This window comes from Micropruina sp., from assembly GCF_047607385.1.
GTDB lineage: Bacteria > Actinomycetota > Actinomycetes > Propionibacteriales > Propionibacteriaceae > Micropruina.
This window is the reverse complement of record NZ_JASGDE010000220.1, coordinates 13,012-33,877: the sequence shown is the minus strand read 5'-3', so window position 1 is coordinate 33,877 and position 20,866 is coordinate 13,012. Positions and strand designations below refer to the sequence as shown.

The 20,866-nt window shown below is 67.9% G+C and carries 12 protein-coding genes, 1 tRNA gene and 1 CRISPR repeat array; of the genes, 5 read left to right on the top strand and 8 right to left on the bottom strand.

The features are described 5' to 3' along the window. The first annotated feature begins 75 nt into the window (after positions 1 to 75). Positions 76 to 1,392 (top strand): hypothetical protein, encoded by a 1,317-nt coding sequence (locus QM582_RS19015; protein ID WP_415087084.1) that lies wholly within the window; start codon positions 76 to 78, stop codon positions 1,390 to 1,392. On the opposite strand, the gene QM582_RS19010 is transcribed toward QM582_RS19015, so the two are convergent. Further along, positions 1,393 to 1,986, bottom strand: a complete 594-nt coding sequence (locus QM582_RS19010; protein WP_415087082.1) for a hypothetical protein — start codon at positions 1,984 to 1,986, stop codon at positions 1,393 to 1,395. 32 nt (positions 1,987 to 2,018) lie between these two features. After that, positions 2,019 to 3,857 (bottom strand): phosphoenolpyruvate carboxykinase (GTP), encoded by a 1,839-nt coding sequence (locus QM582_RS19005; RefSeq protein WP_415087080.1) that lies wholly within the window; start codon positions 3,855 to 3,857, stop codon positions 2,019 to 2,021. 175 nt (positions 3,858 to 4,032) lie between these two features. On the opposite strand from QM582_RS19005, the gene QM582_RS19000 reads away from it, so the two are divergent. Both QM582_RS19000 and QM582_RS18995 read left to right on the top strand, forming a co-directional pair. Further along, positions 4,033 to 4,105 (top strand) — tRNA-Arg (locus QM582_RS19000). A 623-nt stretch (positions 4,106 to 4,728) separates the two neighbouring features. After that, complete coding sequence (locus tag QM582_RS18995) at positions 4,729 to 6,060, top strand: hypothetical protein (protein WP_415087078.1); 1,332 nt, start codon at positions 4,729 to 4,731, stop codon at positions 6,058 to 6,060. A gap of 697 nt (positions 6,061 to 6,757) precedes the next feature. Next, positions 6,758 to 9,450: direct repeats of the CRISPR family, unit length 36 nt; unit sequence GCCGCAATGGAGCCCGGCCTTGGTGGCCGGGAAGAG. A 167-nt stretch (positions 9,451 to 9,617) separates the two neighbouring features. Here the strand turns inward: QM582_RS18995 and cas2 are convergent. From cas2 to cas7u, 6 genes are read right to left on the bottom strand one after another with little or no spacing between them, the layout of a single operon-like run. After that, positions 9,618 to 9,902 carry a CRISPR-associated endonuclease Cas2 gene (gene cas2, locus QM582_RS18990; protein WP_415087076.1) on the bottom strand — a complete coding sequence of 95 codons (285 nt, stop codon included), beginning with the start codon at positions 9,900 to 9,902 and terminating at the stop codon, positions 9,618 to 9,620. A 5-nt stretch (positions 9,903 to 9,907) separates the two neighbouring features. Then, positions 9,908 to 11,587, bottom strand: a complete 1,680-nt coding sequence (cas1, locus tag QM582_RS18985) for a CRISPR-associated endonuclease Cas1 (RefSeq protein ID WP_415087074.1) — start codon at positions 11,585 to 11,587, stop codon at positions 9,908 to 9,910. Then, a complete protein-coding gene (locus tag QM582_RS18980; protein ID WP_415087072.1) occupies positions 11,584 to 12,546 on the bottom strand; it encodes a hypothetical protein in 963 nt (320 codons plus the stop codon). Before QM582_RS18980 ends, cas1 begins: the two co-directional genes overlap by 4 nt. Beyond that, positions 12,543 to 15,467: a type I-U CRISPR-associated helicase/endonuclease Cas3 gene (gene cas3u, locus QM582_RS18975; protein WP_415087070.1), complete on the bottom strand. Its 2,925-nt coding sequence runs from the start codon at positions 15,465 to 15,467 to the stop codon at positions 12,543 to 12,545. Before cas3u ends, QM582_RS18980 begins: the two co-directional genes overlap by 4 nt. Further along, positions 15,445 to 16,884, bottom strand: a complete 1,440-nt coding sequence (gene csb2, locus QM582_RS18970) for a type I-U CRISPR-associated protein Csb2 (RefSeq protein WP_415087069.1) — start codon at positions 16,882 to 16,884, stop codon at positions 15,445 to 15,447. The genes cas3u and csb2 overlap by 23 nt, the downstream gene beginning before the upstream one ends. A gap of 1 nt (position 16,885) precedes the next feature. Further along, positions 16,886 to 18,031, bottom strand: a complete 1,146-nt coding sequence (gene cas7u / locus QM582_RS18965) for a type I-U CRISPR-associated RAMP protein Csb1/Cas7u (RefSeq protein ID WP_415087067.1) — start codon at positions 18,029 to 18,031, stop codon at positions 16,886 to 16,888. A gap of 401 nt (positions 18,032 to 18,432) precedes the next feature. On the opposite strand from cas7u, the gene QM582_RS18960 reads away from it, so the two are divergent. After that, complete coding sequence (locus QM582_RS18960; RefSeq protein WP_415087065.1) at positions 18,433 to 19,128, top strand: carbonic anhydrase; 696 nt, start codon at positions 18,433 to 18,435, stop codon at positions 19,126 to 19,128. A 208-nt stretch (positions 19,129 to 19,336) separates the two neighbouring features. Next, positions 19,337 to 20,821, top strand: a complete 1,485-nt coding sequence (locus tag QM582_RS18955) for a phosphatase PAP2 family protein (RefSeq protein ID WP_415087063.1) — start codon at positions 19,337 to 19,339, stop codon at positions 20,819 to 20,821. Positions 20,822 to 20,866: the final 45 nt, after the last annotated feature.

Here is a 20,866-nt window from a genome sequence, read left to right as displayed (position 1 = left end):
TCGAGACCTCTCGCGTCCGACCCGGTCTCGACAGGCTCGACCAACGGCGAGCGGTGATTCCCTAAGCTGACCGTCATGTCCAGCGTCGAGGTCCGTGAGGTGGAGCGCTGGTTCCTGCGCCGCGGCTTCTCCGCGCTGCTCGACGGGACGTCGGTGCGACGCCGCCGAGCGGCCCGGCTGGCCCGGGCGATGGCGGTGGTGTTCGTGCTGGTGATGCTGTTCGAGGTGCCCTCGTACACCAGCAATCTGTGGCAGTCGGTGGGGGTCTCGGTGGTCGCGGTGCTGGTCACCTGGGCGCTCGGCAATCTGATCCAGCGGCGTCCGCTGTTCGCGTTGCCGGAGCGGGTGACCTGGCTGGAGCGGACCGTGTTCCTGGTCGTGCCGAGCCTGGTCGTGCTGGTCACCCCGCACGAGGCGATCGTGGTGGAGGACCTCGAGGTGCCCGGTGAATGGCTGGCGTTCGCGGCCGCGGTGGTGCTGTTCCTGGTGCAGCTGGTGCTGTTCGGTTTCGTGAACCTGCTCGCCTACAGCGGGCTGATCGCGCTGGGACCGTGGCTGCGCCGGCGGGTGATGGCGTCCTTCCTGGCCGGCGGGACGGCGATCGGCCGCACCCTGCCGATGCTGCTGGGCGTGGTCGGGTTCCTGTTCTTCACCGGCGAGCTGTGGCAGGCGTTCGGACGCCTGTCGCCGCTGGCCTACCTGCTCGCGGTGCTGCTCTTCGTCGGGTTGAGCTGGCTGTTCCTGCACACCCGGGCGCTCGACCTGCGTGCCCTGGCGCGCTTCGAGCGGTCCGGCGAGGTGGAGGAGCTGGTCGAGGGGACGCCGCTGGCCGGCGGCCGGATCGACACCCCGGCGATGTGTCCGCTGACCGGTGAGCAGGAGCAGAACCTGCGGCTGGTGATGGTGATCTCGAAGCTGACCATCGCCACCGTGGTGGGCCTGGCGGTGTTCGTCTTCTTCGTGCTGCTGGGGCTGATCACCGTGGACGCCGAGGTGGTGCGGTCCTGGACGCAAGCGCCGCCGGAGGTGCTGCTGAGCTGGAGCACCGAACTGCACAGCTACGCGTTGACGTTGCAGCACCTGCGGGTCTGCGGGTTCCTGGCGGTGTTCTCCGGCTTCTACTTCGCGGTCGTCTCGGCCACCGACCCGGTGCTGCGGGAGGGACTGCGCGACGACGTCGAGGATGACGTCCGGCAAGCCTGCGCGGCGCGGTTGGTGGCGTTGCGACTGTTCCCCGAGCAGCCGGACAATGCCGTCCGCACCGTCGTCCGGGACAAGGAAGACGCCGAGACTCCGTCCGAACCGACGGAAGACTCGCTCCCGGCGGACCCGGTGCGGACACGGGCCGTGTCGACCAAGCCCGCGCCGACCGACTCGGCGTCGACCGAGTGATCAGTCGAGGTCGCGGACGAACTCCCAGGTGAGGGTGCCGGTCCGGATCGTCGCCGTGCCGGCGGCGCAGACCGCGGAACCCTTGCCCCGCGGTGCCAGGATCGCGGCCACCTCGCGCATCGGGTAGCTCTGGGTCTTACCGTTTCGTTTCACCTTTGCGGTGCCGGTCGCGTTGCCGCGGGTGAACATCAGAGCGTCCGGCTGGCCGGTGTAGGCGCCCTCGAAGTCGCCGTCGATGCGCACCTGCTCGGTGCGCTTGTCGATGGTCAGCGTGATCGGGTGGTCCTCGTCGAACTCGAACGTGTAGAGGCCGTTGTGGAAGGTCACCTCGACGTCGGTGACGGTGCCCTTGCCGGTCGCACCGTTGACCCCGGTGACGGTGAACCCGGTCGCCTTGTAGTCACCGAACGGGCACCCCTCGGCCTGCCCGTCGGTGATGGTCGGTCCCGGTGCCGGGTCGGTCGATACTGGGGTCGGGTTGGCGCTGATCGCGGGCGGAGTCGAGGCCGGCGGCGTGGCCGGAGCGGCGCTGCACCCCGCCACCAGCGCCGGGACGGCCAGCAGCAGGGCGAGCGGACGGCGAAGGATCGGCATCCCGGGATGGTACCCGGCCTGCCGGTCCACGCTCAGGACGCCTCGGCGATCCGCCGACGCAGCGCCTCCAACTCCTCGGTCAGTTCCGCCGGGAGCCGGTCCCCGAACTGGGCGAAGTACTCCTGGGTCAGGTCGGCCTCCTGGGCCCACGCCGCCGGGTCGAGCGCGAACAGCTCGTCCAGCTGCGCCTCGGTCAGGTCCAGGCCGTCCAGGTTCAGGTCTTCACGTTTCGGCAGCCGGCCGTTCAGCGAGTCGACCGCGTCCACCTCGCCGTTCACCCTTCTCAGCGCCCACTCGATGGCGCGGGCGTTGTCGCCGAAGCCGGGCCACAGGAAGCGGCCGTCGGCGTCCTTGCGGAACCAGTTCACCTGGAACACCCGCGGGGCGTGCTCGCCCAGGGTGTCGCCGACCCGCAGCCAGTGCGCCCAGTAGTCGGCCATGTTGTAACCGCAGAACGGCAGCATCGCGAACGGGTCGCGACGCAGCGCGCCGACGGCGCCCTCCGCGGCGGCGGTCTGCTCCGAACTGACCGTCGCACCCACGAAGACGCCCTGGCGCCAGTCGTAGGTCTCGGTGATCAGCGGGACGTTGTGCGCCCGGCGTCCACCGAACAGGATGACGTCGATCGGGACACCGGCCGGGTCCTCCCAGTCGTCGGAGATGGACGACGCCTGGTCGGCGCGCACGGTGAACCGGCTGTTCGGGTGGGCGGCCTTGCCGGGGGAGTCCGGCGTCCAGTCGTTGCCCTGCCAGTCGATCAGGTGCGCCGGCGGCTCGTCGGTCATCCCCTCCCACCACACGTCGCCGTCGTCGGTCAGCGCCACGTTGGTGAAGATCGTGTCGTGGTCGAGGGCAGCCAGCGCGGTCGGGTTGGTGGTCGCCGACGTCCCGGGTGCGACGCCGAAGAAGCCGGCTTCGGGGTTGATCGCGTACAGGCGTCCGTCGGCGCCGGGACGCATCCAGGCGATGTCGTCGCCGATGGTCTCCACCTTCCAGCCCGGAATGGTGGGACGCAGCATCGCCAGGTTGGTCTTGCCGCAGGCCGACGGGAAAGCGGCGGTCAGATGGTAGGTGCGGCCGTCCGGCCCGGTGATCTTGAGGATCAGCATGTGCTCGGCCAGCCAGCCCTCGTCGCGAGCCAGCACCGAGGCGATCCGCAGCGCGTAGCACTTCTTGCCGAGCAGCGCGTTGCCGCCGTAGCCGGAGCCGAACGACCAGATCTCCCGGGTCTCCGGGAAGTGCGCGATGTACTTCTCGTCGTTGCACGGCCAGGGCACGTCCGGACGCGCGGCGCCGTCGGCGTCGACCAGCGGGTAGCCGACCGAGTGCACCGCGGGAACCCAGTACTCGCCGGCGCCGATGTGGCTCAGCGCCTCGGTGCCGATCCGGGTCATGATGCGCATGTTGACCACCACGTAGGGCGAATCGGTGATCTCCACGCCCAGCTTCGAGATGTCGCCGCCCAGCGGACCCATCGAGAACGGGATGACGTACATCGTGCGACCGCGCATGCAGCCGTCGAACAGGCCGGCCAGCTTCTGCTTCAGCTTGGCCGGCTCGGCCCAGTTGTTGGTCGGGCCGGCGTCGGCCTCGCGCTCGGAGCAGATGAACGTGCGCGACTCCACCCGGGCCACGTCGGACGGTGTGGAACGCGCCAGGTAGCTGTTCGGACGCTTCTCCGGGTTCAGCCTGATCAGCGTCCCGGCGTCCACCATCTCGGCGTAGAGTCGGTCGCGTTCTTCCTCGGAGCCGTCACACCAATGGATGGCATCGGGTTGGGTGAGTTCGGCCACCCCGGCGACCCAGGTCACCAGCGCCTCGGTGGCGTCGGGTGGCGCCGTCTCGGCGATCTGACGGGATTCGACCGGCATTGCGGACTCCTTCTGCCTGCCACGCTGCAGGCGGTTGGTGCTTTTCTCCATCCTGCCGTAACGCGGGCGGGTTCGGGGGCTGTTGGCCGGACGCGCCGTCCCGGTTGGACGCGCCTCCACCCGATCAACTAGAGTTGTCGGTCGGTGGTTCGGCAGCGGCCGGGCACCGGCCCAAGCGCTCGTAGCTTAATGGATAGAGCAGCTGACTACGGATCAGCAGGTTGGGGGTTCGAGTCCCTCCGAGCGCGCCGATGTGATCAGAGCCCGTGGTGCCGTTGGTACTCGGGCTCTTTGCGTTGCCGGGTTCGGTCTCGCCATGCTCCGCATTCGGCGCTGACGTGCGACCGGTGTTCGGGGGCCTGCGCCCAGCGGACTTGCGCAACCGGTGGCCTCGGACGTCCGAGCGATAGCGCGGACGGGGTTCGGCTGTCGGCGTCCGGACTCGACTCGGCATGGAGTCCCGCGGTCGCGTGTCTTTGGTCGCCTCGTCGTCATCATGTGGTAACTCGACCGCCATTTGAGTCGGTGTTCGACGGTACGGAGATGGGGCCGATTTTACTTAGGGTAAGTATATTCAATCCTAGTTGAATTAGATTGCTGGGCTGTGTGATCATGTCGCTACCCCCAAAAAGTGACCCCATATGTGAACCCGAGCACGCTCGCGTCCGCTGTCTGCACCACTCATAGTGGCGCCGGTCGCCAGTGTGTCGACCATGATTACCTGCATCAAGCCTGTCGTCGATCAAGCAATGACGGACGACCGGTGGAGCATGCCCAAAAATGGAATATCTGGGACCCTTCCTGGCGAAGGGTCGGCTGAAGCGCGCGAATGTCCGCATATGTTCGCTGAATGGGGTATGCACCTTGTCCCGTGCATAACGTCCTGCAGTACCACCGCAATAACACAGAGGAGCACACCCCCATGCGCAAGCCCCCAGCGCTATCGCGGCTACTCGTCGCGGCACTGACCGTGGTCGCAATCACCCCTGCCGCCACCGGTGTGGCGCACTCCGCCACGCCTGCCTACCCGCACATCTGGGCGCCCACGGCCCACGCTTTCCAGACGTTGCCCGACTACGCACCGGTCGATGCCAACAGCCGATCCATTGTGCAGAATGTCAAGCAGTACGGCATCGAGCAGTACGGCGTACCGGCTCGTGATCTGCCGTCGATGAACCTGGCCACCCATCAGTACTCGAACCCGCTCTGGAAGGCGAAGAACTCCGATCCGACCTACGACATCCAGTTCAGCGATTGCCAACACAAGGGCTATCTGCCCAGCGTGTTCCAGGATCTGAAGGGCGTCCATATTCCGGAGAAGGCAGTCCCGTCCGAGGGCAGCGACGGCCAGATCGTCGTGTTCAATGTGGACAGTGGTCGCTATGTCGAGCTCTGGCAGTCTTTCAAGCTGCACGACAAGTGGTTTGCCTGCTGGGGCAGCTCGATCACGAACTCGTACGAGTCGGAGGGGATTTTCCCGTCGCCGAAGGGGGTCTCGGCGTCGGGGGCTGCCCTGGAGCCGTACACGGTCAAGGTGGAGGAGCTCAAGGCCGGACGGATCGACCACGCCATCGGCATCGCCGTTCCCCCGGAGGTGATCGACACGCACATCTCCAGGCCGGCGACGCGAACGGACGGGCTGCAGCCGCGGACCGTCAAGACGCTCTCGCTGGGCCAGTATCTGCGGTTGCCGGCCAGCCTCGATGTCGATTCGTTGAATCTGCATCCGGTCGCGAAGGCGATCGCCAAGGCGGCCCAGAAGTACGGCTTCATGGTCATGGACGGCAGCGGCGGCATCAACATCTCGCTGGAGAACGCTGCGACCTTCGCCACCGACCCCTATCCCGAACTGTTCGGCAACGCCGACAACTACAACGTGATGTGGGGCGGGCGGAGCCGGCAGTACGACCCGTTCCCCTTCGACAAGCTGCAGGCGCTGAGCCGGAACTATGTGCCGTCCGCGGACGTGCTGATCGAGGTGACCGACGAGCGCGACGACAGCTTCGGATTCAGGGCGCACGGTGCGCCGGACGGCGCGCGGATGGTGATCACCTGGTGGCGTGACAAGCAGGACCAGTTCACCACCGTGCGGACCATGGACTGGTGGTCCGGAAAGCAGATCGGCTACCGCGATGCCCAGGCCAAGGTCATCGATTCCGAAGGAAACACGTTGGGGATGTCGTCGATCGTGAAGCGTTCCTGAGCGCCAGCGGCCGAGGGTGAAGGCCTCGGCCGCAACGAGTTCAGCTGTGGGTCGCCTGTGCCGGAGGGGCGGCGCAGGTGACCCACAGCTCTTTATGTAGTCGACGCCGCAGCGTTTAGGGTTTTCTGGAGGGCGGGCTGGCGGAAGATCCGTGGCCCGCGACCCTCGACTGATCGACCATTTCGTACTCGGCGTTGGAGCGTCGCGATGGTGCTGGGGGAGCGCGCTTTCGGGATCGTGCCAGACCCAGTCCATCGCCACAATGGAGCCCGACTAGTGATAATCGGGAAGTTGTGGTGGTGTCCGACACAACCGCGACCAGAGCCACCCGTCAATGAAGCCCGGCTTTGATGGCCGGGAAGAGGCTGCGGGTCAAGTACATCATCTGGGACGCAAAGAAATGGCCGCAATGGAGCCCGACCTTGGTGGTCGGGAAGGGGATCGCTGGATTCCGGTCGAGAGCATCACCGGAGCGAGGCCGCAACGGGCCCCGGTGTTGACGGCCGCGAAGAGGCCGACCCGATGGACACCGTCACCACCACCCCACGAGCCGCAATGGAGCCAGCCTTGCTGGCGGGAAGACCCGACAACGCACGCAGCGAACGCACATCGGGCAATGACGCCGCAATGGGGCCCGGCCCTTGGTGGCCGGGGAGAGGCCACAGCTCGCGCTGTTCGTCGACGCCCAGGTGCACGCCGCCGCAATGGAGCCCGGCCTTGGTGGCCGGGAAGAGAGCCGTCCGCCTGGCCCTACCGAGCCGCATACGACGAGCCGCAATGGAGCCCGGCCTTGGTGGCCGGGAAGAGCGCCCGCGAAGCCGTTGAGGCCCGCGCCCGAATACGAGCCGCAATGGAGCCCGGCCTTGGTGGCCGGGAAGAGAGGCGACCATCCAGCGGCGGCAGCGTCATCGACGAGGCCGGCCGCAATGGAGCCCGGCCTTGGTGGCCGGGAAGAGGACGATGATCGGCATGGGCACACCCCCTCGGGCGACGCCGCAATGGAGCCCGGCCTTGGTGGCCGGGAAGAGCAGCTTCCGGACCGCCTTGCGCATGGTCTGGTGGATCATGCCGCAATGGAGCCCGGCCTTGGTGGCCGGGAAGAGGCCGACCCCCGGCAGGTGCTGCTATTCGAGTCGGTGCAAGCCGCAATGGAGCCCGGCCTTGGTGGCCGGGAAGAGCCCGGAAGCCCCATCCGCGTGGATGCCGAAAATATCGCGCCGCAATGGAGCCCGGCCTTGGTGGCCGGGAAGAGGATGTGGCGCGACCGCCGAGGCGACACCGACTACATGGAGCCGCAATGGAGCCCGGCCTTGGTGGCCGGGAAGAGCCGAGAGCTGGGCGTCCCGCTGTATGGGACGACTGGAGGCCGCAATGGAGCCCGGCCTTGGTGGCCGGGAAGAGCCGCGGAGGCTGACGAGGGCCTGAGTGAACTCAAGGATGCCGCAATGGAGCCCGGCCTTGGTGGCCGGGAAGAGTGGCGTCCTGCATCGTACCGTCGGCGCGCTCGAATGCCAGGCCGCAATGGAGCCCGGCCTTGGTGGCCGGGAAGAGGCAACTGGCGAGCCTTCCGGCCCGCCTCGTTCATGTGGCCGCAATGGAGCCCGGCCTTGGTGGCCGGGAAGAGTCGCGCAGCATCGTGCCGAACTGCTTCTGCACCTCGACGCCGCAATGGAGCCCGGCCTTGGTGGCCGGGAAGAGCAGCTACCGCCGCATCGCCGGCTCCAGCAAGTGGAGGCCGCAATGGAGCCCGGCCTTGGTGGCCGGGAAGAGCGACCAGGACCGGCATGCCGACCGCGTCCATGAACGTGCCGCAATGGAGCCCGGCCTTGGTGGCCGGGAAGAGCTCGACGTCCGCAGGCAGCGCGGCGAGTGCGATCGCGCCGCAATGGAGCCCGGCCTTGGTGGCCGGGAAGAGCGATGGCGTCGGCGCGGGACACGCGGCCGGCAATCTGGCCGCAATGGAGCCCGGCCTTGGTGGCCGGGAAGAGACAGCATGTGCGAGAGCACCGTCTCCCACAACTCGCCGCAATGGAGCCCGGCCTTGGTGGCCGGGAAGAGACGGCCGCGTAGGTGCGGGTCGCGAACCGGTGCCGGCCGCAATGGAGCCCGGCCTTGGTGGCCGGGAAGAGGAGCCCGAGCAGTACTTGGCGTTCTCCCGAGTGGCGGCGCCGCAATGGAGCCCGGCCTTGGTGGCCGGGAAGAGCAGCAGATCCCGGTCGACGCGCGGGTGGCGTTGGTCGTGGCCGCAATGGAGCCCGGCCTTGGTGGCCGGGAAGAGCGCTCGACCTACCTGCGCTGCGGGTGGATCGAGTAGCCGCAATGGAGCCCGGCCTTGGTGGCCGGGAAGAGAGAGTGGGCGCTGGCCGACGCCATGCGCAGCAGCGTCGAGCCGCAATGGAGCCCGGCCTTGGTGGCCGGGAAGAGCTGTGTCCGTCTTGTAATAGCTGGCCATCTCTAACCAGCCGCAATGGAGCCCGGCCTTGGTGGCCGGGAAGAGTCTCCCCTCTCGAACCCCTTCAACCTCACGAAGGTTCCGGCCGCAATGGAGCCCGGCCTTGGTGGCCGGGAAGAGGTAGTGCCCGACACTGCGCACCACCAAGATGATGATGCCGCAATGGAGCCCGGCCTTGGTGGCCGGGAAGAGCGGCTGAGCGTAGCCGTTGGTGCTGCCGCCGATCTCACGGCCGCAATGGAGCCCGGCCTTGGTGGCCGGGAAGAGCTTGGGCATGCTCCGGAGCGCGTCGGTCGAGGACACGGGCCGCAATGGAGCCCGGCCTTGGTGGCCGGGAAGAGCGGGTCTGCTTGTACTGCGAATGGACGTTGACGAAGAGGCCGCAATGGAGCCCGGCCTTGGTGGCCGGGAAGAGGTGGCGGGAGCCTTCGCCAGGCTCTCCTCCTTGACCCAGCCGCAATGGAGCCCGGCCTTGGTGGCCGGGAAGAGTCTGGCGCCGGGTCTTCGGCTTGCCCGGGCGCATCCCGCCGCAATGGAGCCCGGCCTTGGTGGCCGGGAAGAGTGGGGCCGATCCTGCACGCGGCTGGATTCTCCGTGATCGATGCCGCAATGGAGCCCGGCCTTGGTGGCCGGGAAGAGCGGTGCGCTGGGGGCTGGTGCCGAGTTGGGCGCGGGACGTGCCGCAATGGAGCCCGGCCTTGGTGGCCGGGAAGAGGGGGAATTGCCGCGCCAGGTATCACCGCCGCCACGGGTCGCCGCAATGGAGCCCGGCCTTGGTGGCCGGGAAGAGTGCGATCTTGAGCGCGGGGACGGCACTCATGCGAATGCGCCGCAATGGAGCCCGGCCTTGGTGGCCGGGAAGAGTCGATCGCCGCATCCAGCTGCGCGTTGCCGAGCTGCTCGCCGCAATGGAGCCCGGCCTTGGTGGCCGGGAAGAGAGCTATTCAGGAATCTAGCATCTGACTAGGGCAGTTGCCAGCTTTTGCGAGCGCTGCTCGCTGGAGGTGGCCTTGAAGGGTGCTTTGGACGCCCGCGTGGGCAGGCGACTGTCGTCTGACAAGGGCGCGAACGCTGGCGCTCACTTGTCCTGGCAGCGGAGTGCTCGTCATACGATCTGATCCCCGCGCTGGGGTAGTTGTTCCCGGTGGCCGACGAATGTGAAGCGGGCATCATCAAGGTTCCCGAGATCGATGATCACGACTGAGTCCGCAGCCAAGTTCATTATGCCTTCGGCCGATGCCCGCAGCCGGGTGAGCTCCGTCTTGGTCAGGTCGCAGACGAACACCGAGTATTGCAGCCGTTCCCCGTGGGCTTCCATGAGCTTGCAGATGCGTCGCAGGCGGGACGGCTCGCGTATGTCGTAGGCGATCAGGTGGCGACGACGGGGCATCCCGGTCACCTCGTCACGAACGGTGTGTAGGTGGGTAGTTCGCCGAGCAGGTGGGCGGCGAGCATGCGGGCTTGCACTTCGAGTGCTCGACGGTAGGTCACTCGGTAGCCGAAGTGGGGATGGGTGATCTCGTGGTCGAGCCTCCGCTCGTAGGCGCGAAGGACGGAGCGACGTCCGTCGGCTTGGAGTTGGCATCCGCCGGCGCGGGAGACGAAGCTGCTGTCCCGAACCTCACCGTTGTTCAGCAGTTGGAGCACCACGCTCTCGGCGATGAGTGGCCGGAACTCTTCAGCAAGGTCGAGCGAAAGTGCCGGGCGGCCGAAGCGCGGACGATGCAGAAAGCCCAGGTAGGGGTCCAGGCCAACTGAGTGGAGGGTTGTCGTCAGGTCCTTGATCAGGAGCGAATAGGTGAAGGAAAGCAGCGCGTTGAGAGGATCGGGCGGCGGTCGCCGGGCACGCCCGTTCTCGTCGAATGGCGAGACGTCCACCTTGGCTGCCGACGCCACCATGGTGGTGAACTTACCGAAGTAGAGTCGTGCCGCGGTTCCCTCGATGCCGAGCAGGCTCGGAATAGTCTCGACACCACGTGCCGATGTGACCAGAGCGCGCAGTTGATCCACGACGGCCGCTACGTCGCCCCGGGAGTTGCGGCGAAGAAGGACCCGGCTGTTGTGGATCTTGCCTGCGATCATTGCTTTCGCGATCGTGGTTGCGGCAGGCGGCGGTGCTGAGTACTGCGCTCTTCGCAGTTCCACGTTCTTTGCCGGGAGCCCTTCCGCCATCCCGCAGAACCATCCCCCATAGGTGAACCAGAGAAGCGGAGCTTCCCGCGCCATCAACTCGCGCACCGCCTGCGTCGAGACCGATACGTTGCCGAATAGGCAGACCTGCGACACATCGATCAGCCGGAAGGTCGCCGCCACTGCTCCGTCCTGGAACACCTCCAGCCGCCCACGACGGACGCCGACCGTCGCCCCTTGGGTGGTGACGTAGACCGGACGAGAATGGCGGTCGGGTGCCATCACACGCCGGAGTGCCGTGCGCTCGCGCGCTCGAACGGCCAGGGCGTTGGTCTCGTCGGGTAGGCAGATCCCGACCAGGGAGCATCGTGGACATTTGGGGCTGTTGACGAGTGGAGCCGGTGCTTGTTCAGAGCCGGCGACCTTCCAGAGTGCGCGCAGTGTCTCCACGATCTCGGCGATCGCATCGTCGTCGACCGTGATCTTTATCCGACGCCGAACCTCGGCATACCAGATCTCGGCGTGGGAAACGTCGTATCCGGACTCTCGCAGGAGAAGCGCCTGGATCAAGGACTGTACGCGATCACTCGGCCAGGCCCCTCCGTCGTCCGTCGGCCTACCCTTCTTGTAGTCGACCGGGACGACTTTGCCGCCGGCGTCGCCTTCGACGAGGTCGATCTTTCCGGTCAGGCCCAGCCTGGTTGAGGTGAGCCAGACGGACGTCGCCCGCCGTCCTTCCCAGGCGTCCGCCTTGTCCGGCAGGTCGCCCGCTTGCGTGTCGACAACACGGTGGATATAGAGGCCCTCCTCCACATCATCGTTGGCCGTGAATCGTGACTGCACCCATTCCAGATGAAAGAGCCGCGGGCAATAAGTGAACTCGTTGACCATGCGGGCAGGGACGGTCTCCGGAAGTCCGGGAAGATCCGGCCTGATGATCGTCATGATCTGACCGGTGTCAGGACGCCGGCGGACTTGCCGCCGGGAGGCTGATAGCGTCGCGCGCGGCACACATGGACGATGCCCAGCGCGACGAGATCGTCCTGCTTGCCCGCCGGGCCAGGACGTCCTCCCACCTTGCTCAGTGCCGGATGCTCGATCAATGCCGTGATGCCGGCGGTGCCGAGCGGCTGCTCCCAGACCGGGAGCCGCAATTCGTCATACGGTCGCGAGCCGTTCACCTTCACGGCATGCCAGCCGCTGCTCAGCGGACGCCTCCTCGACGACACCGTGGTGCGCAGCAACGGATAGCTCATCAGGGCGAGCCAGGTGGCACCCGGTACTCCGCGCATGCTGGGGGATCCCGCACCGTCTTCGGTGGCGTCCCACATTGCCCTGTGATCGAGGTACTCCCCGGTGACACCGGCGACTCGGCGCCAGCCGACCATGGCCTGACGGAGATGGTCGGGCTCTTTCCGGATCTGTTCGAGCGGCTTGTCGAGCATGGTCGCCATGGACTGCTTGCCCGACGGGGCCGCGAACTGACTGATCGCGACCCGTCCCTTGTCGTCCGCCGCCAGATCGGTGACCAGGCTCGACAGCCAGCGCAGCGCTTCGCCGCGTTGAGCGTCGGACATGTCTCGCACCAGGGGTTGTGTCGCGGAACTGAGCCGGGCCTGCGGGACGCGAAGCCCGTCGGGTGCGGCGCCCGGCGGTGGGAATCCCGCCCCCACTCCCGGTAGGGACGCCCCCTCGTCGATGCCGGCCACGATCGCAGCCAGGTCAGCCACGACGGCGTCGATGTCGTCGTGCGGGCCGCACAGCACCGCGGTCAGGTCGCTGCGGTTCCAGCGCAGCCGCGTCCTGGCCTCGGTGAACTCACTGAGCAACCGCAGGACGCCTATCGCTGCCAGGATGCCCAAGGGTGAGTCGCCGGTGAGTGCCGGCATTCTGACCTCGTTCATGATCCCTCCCCTGACACGGTCATATCGGCGCAACGGACGATCGCTTCCAGCAGTGCCAACCCCCACCACCCGTAGCGCCAGTTGAGGGCCTGGAACCGTTCCGCATGGCTCAGATCCACCTGCCGCGGCAGATCAGCCTCGACCACGGTGCCGTCGATGTCGGTGAGAAGCCGATGCTCGGCTCCGTCGACGACAGGCGGCAGCAAAGGCCGCGCGTGGCCATGGTGACTTGCGACCAGATGCAGCAGGAGATCGGGATCGACCAGCAGGGGTCGCTCCGAGGCGGCCAGGTAGGCAGCCACCAGCGCGTGCGACCACGCCTCGTGACGAGCCCGTGGGGGAAGACCGCTGCGACGCCGGGCATCCCTGTGCCGTTGCAGGTCACCCGGCGGCATTCCCGACTTGGCAAGCGGCTCGGACGCGATGGCGGCGCGCACCGGATCGCCTTCGAAGAGCATCGCCTGGAATCGTGGGTCGACTTTGCCGATGTCGTGCCAGCCCGCCGCATCGCCGATGATCGCTGTCAGCTCCGGGGGCGACTGGAGGAAGCGGGCGATCTCCTCAGCCCGTTTTCGTACGGCCGCACCGTGTGTGCGCAATGTCACCGTTGTGAGGAGATGTGCCGTGCCGTCATCGGTGTCTTCGGACGCCTCCTGCCACGGTGCGGACGACTTCTCCGGTCGCAGGATGGCGACGGGTTCGGAGAAGTACTGCTCGCCGTCGCTGTTTCCTTTGCCCTTGAAAACCGCTGCCTGCATCGTGGCGTTCGTCATCGCGTCGATCAGGCGAGTTCGGCGCGTGTCGGCCTGGGCCGCGTCACGGCGATCCCACGGGCTGTCAGAGACCGGTTCGGCATTGCTCAGCCAGCTCTGCAGCTGTTTCCCGCATGCGGTTTCGAGGTCGGCCTTGGTGTCCGGATCGTCCGTGGTTCGCCACCGGGCCACGCTCTCCCACACGTTCGGATCGGGCAGCGGCAGGCCCAGGCGTCGGGGGAGTCCTTCGTCCAGGCGTAGCACCGGCTGTCCACGATCGAGTGCCGCGAGTTCTGCGACATCCTGCACCCGGTCCTTGGCGGAAGGAGACCATCCATAGCGATCCAGGCCGCCGAGTTCGGACGGCACCACGACGAGGTCGCCCGGCCGCAACGAGCCCGGCCGCACCCACTGCCATCGCGCCGTGCCGTCCGGCTGGGTCTCGTAGCGCAGCACCACGGCATCGACGTCGTCCCCGAACGGGATCTCCCAGTCCTCGTCGTCGTCCCAATCGCTGATCGGGACCTGTTTCTCACCGCTGAGCCAGCGCCGCACCGCGGAAAGGGGGACGTCCACGCACTCCTCGGCGCGGACCGGGATCGAGTTGATGGCGAGATTCGCCGAGCCCCGATCGATCGGGGTGCGGTCAGGATGGAGAAGTCCGTCGCGCCAGGCGAGCGACACCGGTGCGACGCCGTGGTCGAGCCCGTGCAGGTAGGGATCCACCGGTGCGTCGTTGACTGGAGCGGGCCCGGTCCGCGCCCACGCGTCGAGGTGCGCCGGCAGGAGGAACGGCGTATCGGGCATCGCGGACAGTGCATCGCTCGGCTGGGTGATCCCGCGGAGTGCCAGAGGCGACACGTCGAGGCCGTCGTCTTCGTCCGCCAGCCGCCCGATGAAATCCGCGGTTCGAAGCCGGGCCTGGCCGTACACCGGAGGCTTCGGGTCATCGTCATGCACCACGATGATGCTGGCGCCGTCCTGATCCCCGCGGCGGTTGACCCGGCCGATCCGCTGAACCAGCGCGTCCCAGGAGGCGCTCTCGGTGACGAGGCTGGACGCGTCCAGATCGATGCCGACCTCGACCGTTTGGGTCGCGACCAAGACGGCCGGCGCCGGCGTCCGGTCGCGTCCGGCTTCGAATAATTCGAGGGCCCGGGCCACCACCGCCTCCCGGTCGTACTGGCGACTGCGACCGATCAGCAGCAGGAGTTCAGCCGACTCGGGCAGCGACTTGGCCAGTTCGGTGTGGACGGCGCGAGCCCTGTCGATGGTGTTGCACACCACCAGTACTCGCGCAGCCGGCGCGTCAGCCTCTGCGACGGCCTCGTTCACCAGCGTCTTCACCGCCGCCGACTTGGCGACCACCCTCAACTGAAGGGTCTTCGCTGCTTTCAATCGTCGAGCGGCGACCGGATCGCTGAGATGGGCAGGTTCGTCGAAGGCCGGGATCCACCCCGTTCCGATGTCGCGTGCGGTCGCGGTGAGCTGGACGACCGTGGCGGGCGGCAACGCGATCGGTTTCGTCGGCGTGTCGTACGACCGCGCGGCGGCCAGGGTCGTGGTCAAGGCGGTAGCGAGATGTGCCTCGTCGACCAAGATCAGCGAGTCCATGCCGACGAGCGCGGCATCGATCGGCCAGCGGCGGGGACTGACACCGTAGCCACGGAAGAACAGGCGGCTACCCACCTGGTCAACGGTCCCGGTCACGATGCCGGGCTGATCCGGGCGAGCCAGCCAGGACCCGTCCCAGGTCACGCCGCCACGCATCTTGACGATCGGGAGGATGTTCCCACTCTGCCCGGCCATCGTGCGCAAGCGAGCGGCGACCTGCGATGCAACGCTGCCCGGCTCGGCTGCCTCAAGGCCCCGGACGATGGTGCGGGCATGGCGTTCGGCCTGGTCGACCACGATCCGTCGATCGACCACGAAGAAGATCCTGCGCCGGCCGACTCGCTGGTCGTGAGGGGCGTCGGCGTCCAGGGCGCTGAGGAACACCGCGATGTCGAGCATGCTGGTCTTGCCGAGTCCCGTGGGCACGTCCACGAGTGACGGCCAACAGCGGCGGCTGACCACCTCGGTGACCAGATCGCGTTGCCATGCGAAGGGCTCCCGGCGGTGGATTTCCTGGTAGAACGCGCTGAAGTCACTGGCTTGCACGTCGATCACCCTCACTCGCCTCGGGTTGGAAAAGCCCCACGCCGAAATAGCGTCCGGCGCCGGCCAGCACGGGACCGGCAACCTGTCGGTCGAAGTGGAGTCGCGCGTGGCAGTACAGCCGCCCGCGGGCCCGGCGGGGCAACTCTCGCGGTGCCAGGTGTACGGCACCCGATGTCAATGCCGCGGTGCTGACCTCGACCAGTGCGGGCTCCGGAAGCCCGGACAGGACAACACTCTGCAGGACGCCGGCAGCAAGATCTCCGTCCTTGGGGTAGCGATCCAGCACGATCGGGGTGGCGGTCACCCACTGTTTGGAGGGTCGCGTCCAGTGCCAGTCGGCGGCGCTTCGCGGCAGCGGTTGGTCGGGCCGGTACTCGAGAGTGAACTCGCTACGGAAGCCCGGCACACGAAGGTCGACCACGCCTCGCCCCTCCGGGCCCAGGATGCCGCGAAGGATGCGGCGTCGCTCGGCCTCGTCCATTCCAGGGATGGCGACGGCCAAGCCGACCAGATGACCGTCGGCGAAAGGACTCCCGCAGACCGGCAGGCCCAGATAGGCGACGTGAGGGTTGCCGTCGTAGCCGTGGCCGTGCAGGGCCGGCGGCAGCGGGTTGGCCGTCTGCCCCATGACCATCGACCGCAATGCGGCGGTGAACACGGGAGTGAGCCGGCCGGCGGGGCGGCGGTCGATGAAGCGCAACACGATGAGATCGTGGTAGGCCGAACGGAATACGGTCGCCTCCGAAGAAGCGGAGGTGCTGCCCTGCAGTGGGCTTTCGTGGCTTGTCACCTGGCGGTACCAATGCCGAGCGCGGGCACCGTCACTGGCCTGCCAGGTGGAATGACCCTGTTCGTACAACACGTTGAGCTCATCGACGTACCCGGCATAGGGGACGCGGAGCTGAATGTCGCCGGATCCGTCGTCGACGGGCTCGAATACGTCCAACCCCGGCGGAGCTTCCACGCTGTCCACCCGCCGGGCTCCCATCAGAACCACAGAGGTCGACCGACCCAGATAGGGCACCCGTCGTGCCAGCGCGTCGAGCAGCGCCACGGACTTGTCGTCGAAGGCGTCGTCGGAGGTCCAGACGAACTGCACCCGCGACTGTTGTGGATATGCCGAGCGTCGTTCGCGAAGGCCGCTGGTTCTGCCCGGGTGGCTGAGGTTGCCGCCGCCGGCGGCCAGCGTGTTCGTCACCACATAGGCGCGGCTCCGTCCCACCGAGATCGCCGCGGATGCGTGCACCACCGGTGGGGGGCGTCGTTCCAGTTCGCGTAGGACGAAGAGTTCGTCGTCATCGGCGACCGAGCGCAGCGCGGCGAATCCGCGACCCGGGTGAGGGGGCCACTCCGCCGTTCGAGGATCCTGTCCGTCCGCGGCGTCGTAGCGGTCGGAGACCAGGAACAGATCCAGGCAGATCGCCACGTCAGTCTCCTGCTGACTCGGCCTTGGTGAGGCTGAAGTCGATCGCCTTGCTCAGCGCGGGAGAGGGGGTCAACTCGACCGGTTCCAACTCCAGCTCGACCCCGACGGCCAGCGCGGCGTCCAGGGCCGACTGATACAGCAGCACCGCCTCGTCGCGGCTCAGGGTGAATGCCTCGACGACGCCGCCCCGACCCACCCACTCCAGGACCTCGTCCACGACCACCAACTCGCAACCGCTGCGGAGCCACAGCCCGGCGCCCCCGAACGCCAACCGATCGCCCAGCAGCGCGAAAGCGGCCAGCAGGGTGCGTGCGGCGGACTGCTGCTCATCGTCGTACGAGCCGAATCCAATGCGGTCGAGAGCAGTGAGGCTGAGGGTGGCGAACCTGGTCGCGCTGGTGATGGTCACTCCGCCGTGGGATGCGTTGGGCGCGATGTTGCCGTGTCCGATCTCGCTGAGCTTGCCCTTGACCGTCTTCGCGCCGGCCGCGGCGTAGGTCCACTCGTCACCCTCGCCGCTCCTTGTCCCGACGAGGTTGAGCGGGTCCATGCGACCGGCCTTGCGGGAGCCGAGAACCGGATCCCACCCGACGATCTCGCTGGCGTAGATCCGGGGGAACTTCGCCTGGCGCCCCTTCCGATGGCTGTTCCAGGCGCCGTAGGCGAGGCTGCCGAAGTCGTGCGCCAGCAGTGCCCTTGCATCGGCCAGGCTGGCCGACTGCAGCGCCCGACCCAGCTCCGTCCGGTCGAACTTCACGCCGTCCAGCAGCGAGTCGCGCCAGTAGGCGTCGAAGGCGCGGTGAGGTGCGTCCAGTCCCGTGATCACCGCGTCCGCGGCCCCGTGGTGGGTCAGCCGCAGCATGGGCATCCGGATAGAGCCGGCAGCCCAGGCCCTGGCGAGCGCTTCTTCGGCGCGATTCGCCTCGGAGGCGACCTGGTCCAGCACGACAGCTTCCCTCGGCTGTCCGTCTCGCACCCGGCTTTCGAGCAGGTAGGGCGAGGGGTCGTCGCGCGACGTCGGGAAGGTGGGCGGGTAGAGGCGCGAGCCCTCACCTCCGGCCGGCTGGCAGGTGGCGATGATGCGGACGAGAGCGAACTTGGCCCCAACCACCTTGTTGCGTAGCTCCTGCAGGGTCAGTCTCCCCATGGTGCTCACCTCTCTGTGAGATCTGTCAGACCCGGACCGTACGGTGGTTCGAGTGGTCACGAGTGTGGCACGCGTCGACGCAAGTCGTCAACGTCAGTTCACGTAGAACCCCGACCAAACCACTGGCTATGAATGATGAGCGCCGGCGATGTCGCGCAGGGGGATGGTGGCTGCCCATCGAGTTCTCGGTATCCTGGGACGGTGGCGGGCCGGGCTCCATTGCGGAATAGCCGGTGGGTGGGTCGGCGTACATGCTTCCCGGGCAGTTCTTGGTCGAGAGCCAGCACTTGGCTCTCGACCAAGCCCGTCGCCTGGGCTGAGTCTCGCTTGGCGAGTGCCTGCGCGCCGCTGGCCTGAACCCCTCTCGACAAGCGGTTTCGCGCTCACTAGTGTCCGTTGCCATGGCTGTTCCCCCGAGCGTTCCCGACTGGATGCGACCCGAGGGCCTGCCAACCCATCGGATGCCGTCGGCCCAGGCTCTGCAGCGGCTGGTCGCGGGCAACGGACGCCATCGGCGCGAGTGCGCCGGTGAGAACCTCGCCCCGGGTGACGCGGCCCCGGCGGCGTTCCCGTTCGCGCTGGTCGTCGGCTGTCTGGAACCGGGCGCCGCGGGCGAGGAGTTGTTCGCCGAACGTCCGGGCGCTATCGAATGCGTCCGGACGGCGGGGCCGAGCTTGGGCGCGGACACCATGGCCGCCATCGAGTACGCGGCGTTGGTGCAGAACGTGGGCATCGTGCTGGTGCTCGGCCACCGGAACTGCGGCGCGGTGACCGCCGCCGGCAACGCCCGCTCCGCCGGACGTCCGCCGCTGCCCGGCGCGTTGGGGGACTGGGTGCCGACGGCCGCCGCCGGAACCGCGGCGCTACCGGCCGACGGTGCTGCCGCCGATCCGGTGACCGGCCACGTCCGCGCTCTGCGTGCCCAGCTGCGCGGGGCCGACTCGCTGCTGACCCTCACCCGGAGCGGACAGCTGAAGATCGCCGGCGGCGTCCTCGACGACGACACCCGCGGGATCGACTTCCTCTCCGACGAGCCGGACGAGGTGGTCGAGGCCGCCGAGTTGCCGCGCACGGACCCGAGCCGCTACGGCAGCTGAGTTCGCCGGGCCGCGGAGGCTGGGGAGATCCCGAGGCGACCGGTCAGGCCCGTGGGACGCGGAGCCCCGGGCGTCCCCGTTCAGGTTCACGCCTACCTCCGTTCACCTTCGACTGGTTCCGAGGAAAGCCGACGTCCACCTAGCCTGCCTAGCTTGCTGCTCGGCCGGCGGAAAGCGCCGTCCCTGTCAAAAGGAAGGGTGTCCCTCGATGGCCCTCACCACCTCTCGCCGGTCCCCGCGGTTCCGGCGGCTCATCACCGCCACCGCGGTGGCCGGAGCATCCGCCGTTCTGCTCGCGCCGTTCGGTGTCTCGCCGGCGCAGGCCGCGGATCCGTACCCCAGCGATTCGACGAAGCCCGATCTCGTCGCCCCGCTCAGCGGCTACAGCTCGCTGTGGCAGACGTCCGGGTTGAACGACCTGCACGGCACCGTCAAGGACGGCGCGACGCTGCAGTGGAACGACCGGGTCACCAGCTGGATCAACCAGCACGCCACCAAGAACCAGCAGTTCCGGGCGCTGCAGAACGCCGCCTACCTGAACTCCGACGGAAGCGGCTACGACCAGTCCATCTCCATCGCGGACGGCCTCGGACGCCGGCTCGGCCAGATCTACGCGCAGGGCCGGATCAGCGGCGAGCTGCCCAAGGTGGCCGCGCTGATCAACAACTCCAACGGCACCGGCGGCGCCTACGTCAGCACCTCCAACGCCAAGGCCGCCTTCAGCTACCCGCGTCCGTTCCTGAACGCCGACCCGACCGCTCCCAAGGTGGCCGGGGACACCGACGCCTGCGCGCCGAGCAAGGTCAACAGCTCGTCGCTGAAGTCGATTCGTACCGGCAAGCGCTGGGCGGACGCCAAGGGCAACCTGAAGATCACCCGGGTGCCCGCGACGGTCGACACCACCCACGCGTTCGCCAGCATCGACGTCACCCTCGACCCGATCTACGGCGAGGCCGGACTGTGCACCGGCGGCTCCTTCCCGAGCGGCCACACCACCAGCGCCTACCAGGCCGGCATCACCCTGGCCACGCTGCTGCCCGAACTGGCGCCGCAGATCCTGGCCCGGACCTCCGAGGCCGGCAACAACCGGATCGTGCTCGGCGTGCACTACGCGCTCGACATCATCGGTGGCCGGATCTCCGGTGAGGTCGCGGTGGCCTCGCGCTGGTCGGACGCCAAATTCCGCAGCGAGGTGCTGAACCCGGCCCGCGAGGAGCTGGTGAGCTACCTGGAGGCCAAGTGCGGGGCGCGGCTGGCGACCTGCATCGCCAAGGACAAGTCCTACCTGAACAACCCCTACGGCGGTGCCACCATCCCCGGCGGCGGCAAGCAGAAGGTCACCGACCGCAAGTCGGCGCTCAAGGTCTACACCGAGCGGCTCTCCTACGGCTTCGCCCCGGTCTTCTCGACGCGGCTCTCCCCGTCGGTGCCCCGGTCGGCCGCTGCGCTGCTCCGGACCACCTACCCGACGCTGAACGACAACCAGCGCCGTCAGATCCTGGCGCAGACCGAGATCCGGTCCGGGCATCCGCTGGACACCACGGTCAGCAGCCGGGTCGGCACCGCCCCGGCCTCCTGGCAGCGGCTCAACCTGGCTGCCGCGATGTCGGCGTCCGTGATCGTGCGGGCCGACGGCACCGTGAAGGTGATCAGCGTGGGCGGCAAGGCGAAGGTGCGCCACCTCAAGAAGTGAACTGAAGGCATAAGGGCCCGGCGTCGTGGAGGCGCCGGGCCTTGT

What these genes read in the sequence shown, in the direction of transcription:
- QM582_RS19015 (WP_415087084.1), top strand. Translation starts at nt 76, where the DNA reads ATGTCCAGCGTCGAGGTCCGTGAGGTGGAGCGCTGGTTCCTGCGCCGC.
- QM582_RS19010 (WP_415087082.1), bottom strand. Translation starts at nt 1,986, where the DNA reads ATGCCGATCCTTCGCCGTCCGCTCGCCCTGCTGCTGGCCGTCCCGGCG.
- QM582_RS19005 (WP_415087080.1), bottom strand. Translation starts at nt 3,857, where the DNA reads ATGCCGGTCGAATCCCGTCAGATCGCCGAGACGGCGCCACCCGACGCC.
- cas2 (WP_415087076.1), bottom strand. Translation starts at nt 9,902, where the DNA reads ATGCCCCGTCGTCGCCACCTGATCGCCTACGACATACGCGAGCCGTCC.
- cas1 (WP_415087074.1), bottom strand. Translation starts at nt 11,587, where the DNA reads ATGACGATCATCAGGCCGGATCTTCCCGGACTTCCGGAGACCGTCCCT.
- QM582_RS18980 (WP_415087072.1), bottom strand. Translation starts at nt 12,546, where the DNA reads ATGAACGAGGTCAGAATGCCGGCACTCACCGGCGACTCACCCTTGGGC.
- cas7u (WP_415087067.1), bottom strand. Translation starts at nt 18,031, where the DNA reads ATGGGGAGACTGACCCTGCAGGAGCTACGCAACAAGGTGGTTGGGGCC.
- QM582_RS18960 (WP_415087065.1), top strand. Translation starts at nt 18,433, where the DNA reads ATGGCTGTTCCCCCGAGCGTTCCCGACTGGATGCGACCCGAGGGCCTG.
- QM582_RS18955 (WP_415087063.1), top strand. Translation starts at nt 19,337, where the DNA reads ATGGCCCTCACCACCTCTCGCCGGTCCCCGCGGTTCCGGCGGCTCATC.